This is a genomic window from Thermoflexus sp. (assembly GCF_025055495.1).
Lineage (GTDB): Bacteria > Chloroflexota > Anaerolineae > Thermoflexales > Thermoflexaceae > Thermoflexus.
Map to the genome: position 1 here is coordinate 1 of NZ_JANWXB010000366.1, position 7,193 is coordinate 7,193.

The following is a 7,193-nucleotide window of genomic DNA, read 5'->3' on the forward strand; positions in this document are numbered from 1 at the left end:
GCCAGCAACGCCTGCTTCATCTCCAGCGCCGACTGGAACCGACGCTCCGGGTCATACTCCAGGGCCCGCATGACCACCTGGGCCAGGGCCTCAGGGACCGCCGGGTTGATCCGACGGATCGGACGTTCGTGAAAGGAGAACGGCGGCTCCAGGCGCGGGTCCTGACGCGTCAGCAGGTGATGTAACGTGGCCCCCAGGGCGTAGAGATCCGTGCGAGGATCCACCACGCCCCGATATTGCTCCGGTGGGCTGTAGCCCTCCGTCCCGATCATCGTCCCTCGCTGCCCGGCCTGAAACACCTTGGCGATCCCGAAATCCACCAGGAACACCCGCCCATAGGGATCCACCATAATGTTGGACGGCTTCAGATCCCGGAAGATGATGGGCGGCTGCTGGGAGTGGAGATAGTGGAGGACATCGCAGATCTGCACCGCCCAGTTCACCACCTCCTCCACCGACAGCATCCCCTCCGTGCGCCGCAGGAGCATCTCCAGGTCCTGTCCTGGGATATACTCCATGACGAGGTAGCTGCGCTCACCCTCCACAAAGTAATCGTAAATTTTGGGGATGGCCGGATGGCTGAGGGTGGCCAGGAGAGCGGCTTCCCGCTCAAAGCTCTGCTGGGCCAGCGCCCGCATCCGGGGGTCCGGGATATGACTGATCATCTCTTTGATGGCACAAAGACGTCGCACCTGGGAGAAGCGAAGGTCCAGGGCCAGATAGACAGTGCTCATCCCCCCCGCGCCAAGCACCCGCTCGATGCGATATCGTCCCTGCAGGACCTCGCCCACTCTCAGAAGGGAGGAGGTTTGCATGGGATCCAGCCGCTGGGTTTCCATCCCGGTTCGCCTCTCCCTGGGGCCCGTCGTCCCGGATTCCATCGTGTTCCCCTTTATCATACCGATGTGGTTGATATTTTCTTACCTTACTTTGGTCATCGCCCCCCAGGATCCGCTGGGGATCCAGAGGGAGGAAGAGGGTTCTGATCATGCGATTGCCGGAAGTCATCCGTCATTATGAGCCCCCGCTATTAGCGGAGATCCTTCACCGGCAAGGCTGGCCTGCGGAGACGGCGCCGGCTAGCCCCGAGGACATGCTCCGCCGGCTGAGCGATCCGAAGCGTCTCAAGGCGCTCTGGACGCAGCTCCCGCCGGAGGGCCGCGTGCTGATCGAAGGGTTGCGCCGGGCCGGAGGCGCCATGCCGGCCCTGGTCTTTTCGATTTTATATGAGATGACATCGAGCGGCACGCCGGGGGTTCCCTTCGAAACGCTGGCGGTCCGCCTTGCCGCTTCGGGCATGATCTACTGGTATTCCGCCGGCCGCCCCATCCGTTCCCTGCTCCCTCAGGGAGCAGCCATCCTGCCCGTAGAGATCGCTGCCGCGCTTCCCCCATTAGAGGTTTCCGCGCCTTCCAAGATCATCCCGGCCTCCCCCCTGCGGCTGGCACGAGACCTGGGACGCTTCGGACGCTTCCTGCGACGGTTCCCAGAGATCGCCCTCACCCGCGAGGGACGTCTCCCTGCTCGCTGGATGCGACGCCTGCAACGCTGGCTGGGACGGGCGGGATCCCCCCAGGAATCCGCCTATCTCACTTTCCTTCAGCAGTTGCTGGAACGGATGGGGGTCCTCCGAACGCACGGAGCTGCCCTCATCCTGGATCTGCTGCATCCGTTCTGGGAGCAGGGGGCCATCGATCGCGCCCTGGCCGCCTTCCACGCATGGAAAGGGGAGGGCTCGGAGGATCTCCCCAACAACGGGATGCTCTCTCCGGGTCTTCTTCGAGCTCGGGTGGAACAGGCCCTGTGTCAGCAGGAGCCAGGCTCCTGGATTCCCCTCCCATGCCTGCTTGCCGCCGTTTTCCCGGAGCGGCCGGAACGCCTGCCGGATCCCTCCTCTCCGGCCGGTCGGGAGATGGCGACCCACCTGAAGACCTGGCTGGCGGCAGAGACCCTGTGGCCGTTGCACTGGCTGGGCCTTCTGGATCGGGGCGATGGGGAAGGTCGATGGCAAGCCGTTCGCCTGACGCCCTTCGGTGCATGGGTCCTGGGGATCGGCGGACCGGTTTCACCTCCTGAAGAAGGCGGACGCCTGATCGTCCAGCCCGATTTCCGGATCCTGGTCTTCGAACCGGCCTCTGAATCGATCCTGGCGGCGCTGGAAACCTTCGCGGATCCCAGCCCGGGAGATCCTGTCTCCGTGTATCAGCTCTCCCGGGACACGGTGTATCGGGGGATCCAGCAAGGCTGGGACGTCCCGCGGATCATCCGCTTTCTGGAGGGGATCAGCGGCGAGCCCCTGCCCTCCAACGTCCGGCGATCGCTGGAGGACTGGCACCGGCGGTTCCACCAGATCCGGATCTATCGGCGGGTGACCCTGATCCGGACCGCCGGGGAACCGCTCCCCCGGGGCCGCGGCATCCATCCGCTGGGGGATTCCATGGGGTGGACAGAGGAACCTCTGGCGCATCTGGAAGCGGAATGGTATCCTCAAGGAATCCGACCCTGGACGACGGGGTTCCGCCCAGAGGATCTGCGTCATCAGGTGATCGCCGAGCCTCCCGGGATCCTGCGCTGGGCCGGTCCCTTCCCCCACCCTGGGGTGGAACGCCTGCTGGAACCGTTCGCCGAGCGTATCCCGGAGGGGTTCCGGATCACTGAGGAGTCCGTGCGGGCCGGGCGGACCGCCGGCATGACCCTTCCCCAGATCCTACAGCGGCTTCAACAGGTTCACCGCGGGCCCCTGCCGGCCTGGCTGCTGGCTCGCCTGCTGGCCTGGAGCGATCAACCGCCCCGCGCCCGCTGGGAGCATGTCATCCTGCTGCGGATGGACCGCCCGGAGATCCTGGAGGCCCTCTGGAACGAGCCAGAGCTCGCCCCGTGGATCCGCCCCCTGGACTCCCATACCCTGATGGTTCGAGCGGATCATGCCTCCGCCCTGAAGGCCTGGCTGGAGGCCATCGGGGTCTCGGTGGAAGAAATGGATCATCCCTCCCCCTGAGTCAGGCCTTCAGGACCTTGTTCGAGGTGGCCCACGCGGTTGACAATACGAGTTCCGCAATCGGCGACTTCCGAGCTCGCCCGGGGGGTTGGGGCTGGGGCGCCGCCTCCGGTGGTGCCCCAGCCCCCAAAAGGCTTTTTCTCCCCGGCATGGATTCATTTTATGGGCAGGAGCTTCCGTTCCTCTGGAACGCCAAAGGGCGAGGAGACGTCTTTTCCATTGAGGGCCGGATCTCCGGCGGAACGGGATCTCGCCGAAACCCCCATCCGATCCTATCCTTACAGGAGCCAACGCGGATTCCCGCATTCTGAAAGGAGGATCCTATGCACCGGCATCTGAAGATGGCCGGGCTGCTCCTGCTGGGTGTGACGGCGCTGGCTTTTGTGTTTTCCCCCACCTTGCGGGCGGCTGCCCACGATTTCCTCCAGGGCTTTCGTTTCCGTCGCCTCCTGGTGGTCCCTTACACGTTCTCCATCCCCACCGCGACGGGCGAAACCCTCTCCCGTGTCCTCGGCAGCGATATCGCCTTCGAACCTGTGGAGCCCCAGACGGTTCAGAGCCTCCCCGAGGCGGAAGCGTTCCTGGGCTTCCCTGTCCGCTCGCCCGCTGGTGTGAAGGAGTTCCTCACCCTGCAGGTAATGCCGGCGGCCTCCGCTCGCTGGACCGTCGATGTGGGCCATCTGAGGGAAGCCCTCCACGCTGCCGGGGCAGACGACGTGACCGTTCCCGAGACCCTCCATGGGACGGTCCTGACGATCACTGTGGGGCCGATCCTGCTGGCTACCTTCGAAGCAGAAGGAACCCCTTACGGCTGGGCACAAGCGCCTCTGCCGACTTACACCGTGCAGCCGGAAGGCGATGTCCGGCCGCTGGCGGAAGCTGCCCTGCGGCTGATCGGGATGCCCGCTGAGGAGGCGCGGCGGTTGGCCCGGACCGTGGACTGGCAAACGACGCTCCTGCTGCCCATCCCGATGGCCCCCGGCATGGCTGTGGAAGTAGAATCCGTTGCCCTGGGGGATCGGGAAGCGACGCTCTTCACCTTCCCCCAAGCCGCCCACACCCCCAGCGGGGAGGCCCTGCCGGTCCGCTTCCTTCTCTGGCACGATGAGACGTCCCTGTATCTGATCGGTGGGCCGGGCGCGGAGGCTAGCCGGCTGATCGCCTGGGCCCGCGCCATGCGTTGAATCGATGCGGGGATGACCAGGGGGCACCCATATGGGGCAACCACAGGGGGTGCCCCTACGAACTACGGAAAACGGTGTGGCGGATCGCGTTCTGTAGGGGCAGGCACAGGGGCCTGCCCCTACGGGCAGCCTGTCCCAATGGACGGGCCCCTATGCCCAAGGGGTAGGGGCAACCCTCTGTGGTTGCCCCTACGTGGACATAACCATAGGGTGGGATGAGCGCATGGCAGCCCCCCACCCCTACTCCCTCCTCGGTGAACGGTCCGGGAAATGAGCGGCGTCTGGGTCATTGAGACCGAAGGCCTGCGGAAGGTATTCGGAGATCGGGTGGCGGTAGTGGATCTCACGCTCCGGGTCGCGGAGGGAGAAACCTTCGGCTTTCTCGGTCCGAACGGGGCCGGCAAGACCACCGCCCTTAAGATGCTCCTCGGCCTGATCCTCCCCACGGCGGGGAGCGGGCGGGTGCTGGGGCGGCCGCTGGGCGACCGCCGCGCCCGTCGGGCGATCGGTTTCCTGCCGGAGGGCTTCGCCTTCCCCGACTGGCTGACCGCGGAGGAGATCCTGTGGTTCCACGGCCGCCTCGCCGGCGTCGAGCCTCAGCGCCTGCGGCGCCGGATCCCGGAGCTGCTGGAACGGGTTGGCTTGGCTGCAGACGCGCGACGCCCGTTCCGTGCGCTCTCGAAAGGCATGCGTCAGCGTTTGGGGCTGGCCCAGGCCTTCATCCACGAGCCCCGCCTGGTCTTCCTGGATGAGCCAACCTCGGGCCTGGATCCCGCCGGGCGGATCCTGGTGCGGGATTTCCTGCGCGAGCAGAAATCCCATGGGGTCACCATCTTCTTGAACTCCCATCTACTGAGTGAGGTAGAACGAATCTGCGACCGGGTCGCTTTCATCAAAGGGGGTGTCGTGGTGGAGACCATGGATCTGCGGGCCGGAGATACGACCACCCTGATCCTCCACCTCCGGTGGATCCCGCCAGGCCTGGAGGCTCAGTTGCGAGCATGGGGAGAAGTCCTCGCGGCGCCCGACAACCGGCTGACCCTGCGGCTGGCCCCGGGCCGTCGCCCGGCCGACCTGGCCCGCTGGATTGTGAGCCAGGGACTGGATCTGGAGGCCATGATCCCGCAGCGCCTCTCTCTGGAAGAGGTGTTCCTCCAGGTCGTGGGAATGGAGATGGGATAAGGGTGTCCCCATAGGACAGGGGGCAGGCGGCCCGCCCCATCGACCTGCCCCTCAGAAAAGGGATCTCCTCCTCGTGGGCGGGGGTAGAATCCGGAGGCACCGCCCCCGCATACAAAACCAGAACCCATTGGGTGGCTGGGAGCCGGCCGGACGAGGTGGAATGGCCCCCCGAGAAAGCGAAAAGCGAACGGCGCACCTCCTACAAATTAAAAACCCAGCTCGCGGTATCGAGCCATGAGATCGCGGGCGCCGATCAGGGTTTCCTCTAAGATCACCGCGTGAAAGCCCAACGCGCGGGCTTCCTCGATCTCCTGAGGGCTCGAAATCCCGCCTGCCACCATCCAAATGGCGGTCTCCGGGAGCAGCGGACGCAACCGCGCCGGGAGGGCAGGATCGACCGCAAAGGTCCGCCAATCCCGCCGCTGGACGATCAGGGCACTCAGGCCGGCCATCCGAGCGGCTTCCACCTCGGCCTCCGTCCGGACCTCCGCCAGCACATCCAGGCCGCATTCCGCAGCGGCTTCCAGAAGATCCCGGAGGATGGAGGGGCTCAGCATCGCCAAGCTGATCCAGATGGCATCGGCCCCGAAGGCCCGGGCCTCCAGGGCCTGGAAGGGATCGAGGAAAAAATCGTGGCGGATCACCGGGATGTTCAGCTGCCGGCGGAGCAGGGCCTGCTTTACCGCCGCCAAATGTTCGAGGCGGCCCTGATAATAACGGGCATCGGTCATCACTACCAGGGCCACGACCCCCTGGGTCGCCAGGGAGAGGGCGAGGTGGACCGGATCATATGAAGGGCGCAACAAGCCCCGGAAGGGAGCTGCCCGCATCAAAGCGACCACCGGCCGAAGCCGGCCCTGGGGATCGGGGAGGATGGTTCGAAGGGGAATCGACGTGGGCCATAGGCGGATTTGCAGGCGCAGCACCCCTTCATCGAGCGCCCGACGCCGTCGCGCCAGCTCCTCTCGCTTATCTTCCAGGATCAGCTCCAGGAAGCGGCCACGCCGCCGCGCTCGTTCCCAGACGCTCATCAGGCCTTGGAGGAGCGTGTGGAGGTTTTGGTCGTTCGGGTCTTGCGGGCGGGCCGGATCTCCGGGCTGAGACGCTGATAAAGCGCGATCAGGTTGCGATGGTGCAACTGGGGGGCCAGGCCGTTCAAGGCGATGCGAGGGATCCCACAGGTTTCCACATCAAGCTCCCGCAACGCCTCCCGAGGCTTCCCCTGCTGCAGGTAGCGCCGGACCTCCCGCGTGATCGTGTTCAAATAGTTGATGTTCGCCTGGATCGCCTCGGGAACTTCCCCCCGGAGGATCGGCTCGCCGTGACCAGGGACCAGGGTTTCGATCTGAAGCTCCCGGAAACGCTGAAGGGTGGCGATGGTCTGCTCCACATCGCCATCCACGATGTAAGGGATGGGCATCATGACATCCCCAGCGAAGAGGATGCGGTCCTCGCGGATGTAGACGGCCAGCCCGTCTGAGGAGTGGCCGGGCGCGTGGAATAGATGCAACGTTTTGTTCCCCAGGCGCAAGAGGAGATCGCCTTCCTCCACAACCACCTCGGGAAGGCGAAGACTCAGCGGAGCAAAGGCCGGATCCTGGGCTTTGGCCTCTTGCAGGGCTTGCTCTCCATGCTCTTCCAGGCGCTTCCGACAGAGGGCATGGGCGATGACGATCGCATTTGCAAAGAGGCACGCGCCAAAAGTGTGATCCGTGTGATAGTGGGTGAGGACCAGGTAAATGGGGCGCCCCTCTGCTTCCTTCTCCACCAGCGCGACGATCTCTTGGGTCTCTTCAGGAAATGGAAGCGTATCGATCACCACGACCCCA

At 65.2% G+C, this 7,193-nt stretch carries 6 protein-coding genes; 3 read left to right on the top strand and 3 right to left on the bottom strand.

Going from position 1 to position 7,193, the window contains the following annotated elements:
• Window positions 1–839 (bottom strand): serine/threonine-protein kinase (locus NZM16_RS11720; protein WP_295480533.1); only part of this gene is annotated, 839 nt, incomplete at its 3' end.
• Window positions 840–988: 149 nt separating this feature from the next.
• On the opposite strand from NZM16_RS11720, the gene NZM16_RS11725 reads away from it, so the two are divergent.
• The 3 genes from NZM16_RS11725 to NZM16_RS11735 all read left to right on the top strand — a co-directional run bounded on the left by NZM16_RS11725 (window position 989) and on the right by NZM16_RS11735 (window position 5,364).
• Window positions 989–2,998 carry a helicase-associated domain-containing protein gene (locus NZM16_RS11725; RefSeq protein WP_295449760.1) on the top strand — a complete coding sequence of 670 codons (2,010 nt, stop codon included), beginning with the start codon at window positions 989–991 and terminating at the stop codon, window positions 2,996–2,998.
• A gap of 323 nt (window positions 2,999–3,321) precedes the next feature.
• Entirely contained in the window at window positions 3,322–4,182 is an 861-nt protein-coding gene (locus NZM16_RS11730) for a hypothetical protein (RefSeq protein WP_295449757.1), read from the top strand.
• Window positions 4,183–4,452: 270 nt separating this feature from the next.
• A complete protein-coding gene (locus NZM16_RS11735; protein ID WP_295449755.1) occupies window positions 4,453–5,364 on the top strand; it encodes an ABC transporter ATP-binding protein in 912 nt (303 codons plus the stop codon).
• Between the two features lie 206 nt (window positions 5,365–5,570).
• Here NZM16_RS11735 and NZM16_RS11740 read toward each other — a convergent pair whose 3' ends face one another.
• Together NZM16_RS11740 and NZM16_RS11745 are read right to left on the bottom strand one after the other, a co-directional pair.
• A complete protein-coding gene (locus NZM16_RS11740) occupies window positions 5,571–6,395 on the bottom strand; it encodes a hypothetical protein (RefSeq protein ID WP_295449753.1) in 825 nt (274 codons plus the stop codon).
• Window positions 6,395–7,193, bottom strand: a 799-nt coding sequence (locus tag NZM16_RS11745; protein WP_295480535.1) for an MBL fold metallo-hydrolase, incomplete at its 5' end; no start/stop codon positions are given. The genes NZM16_RS11745 and NZM16_RS11740, both read right to left, overlap by 1 nt.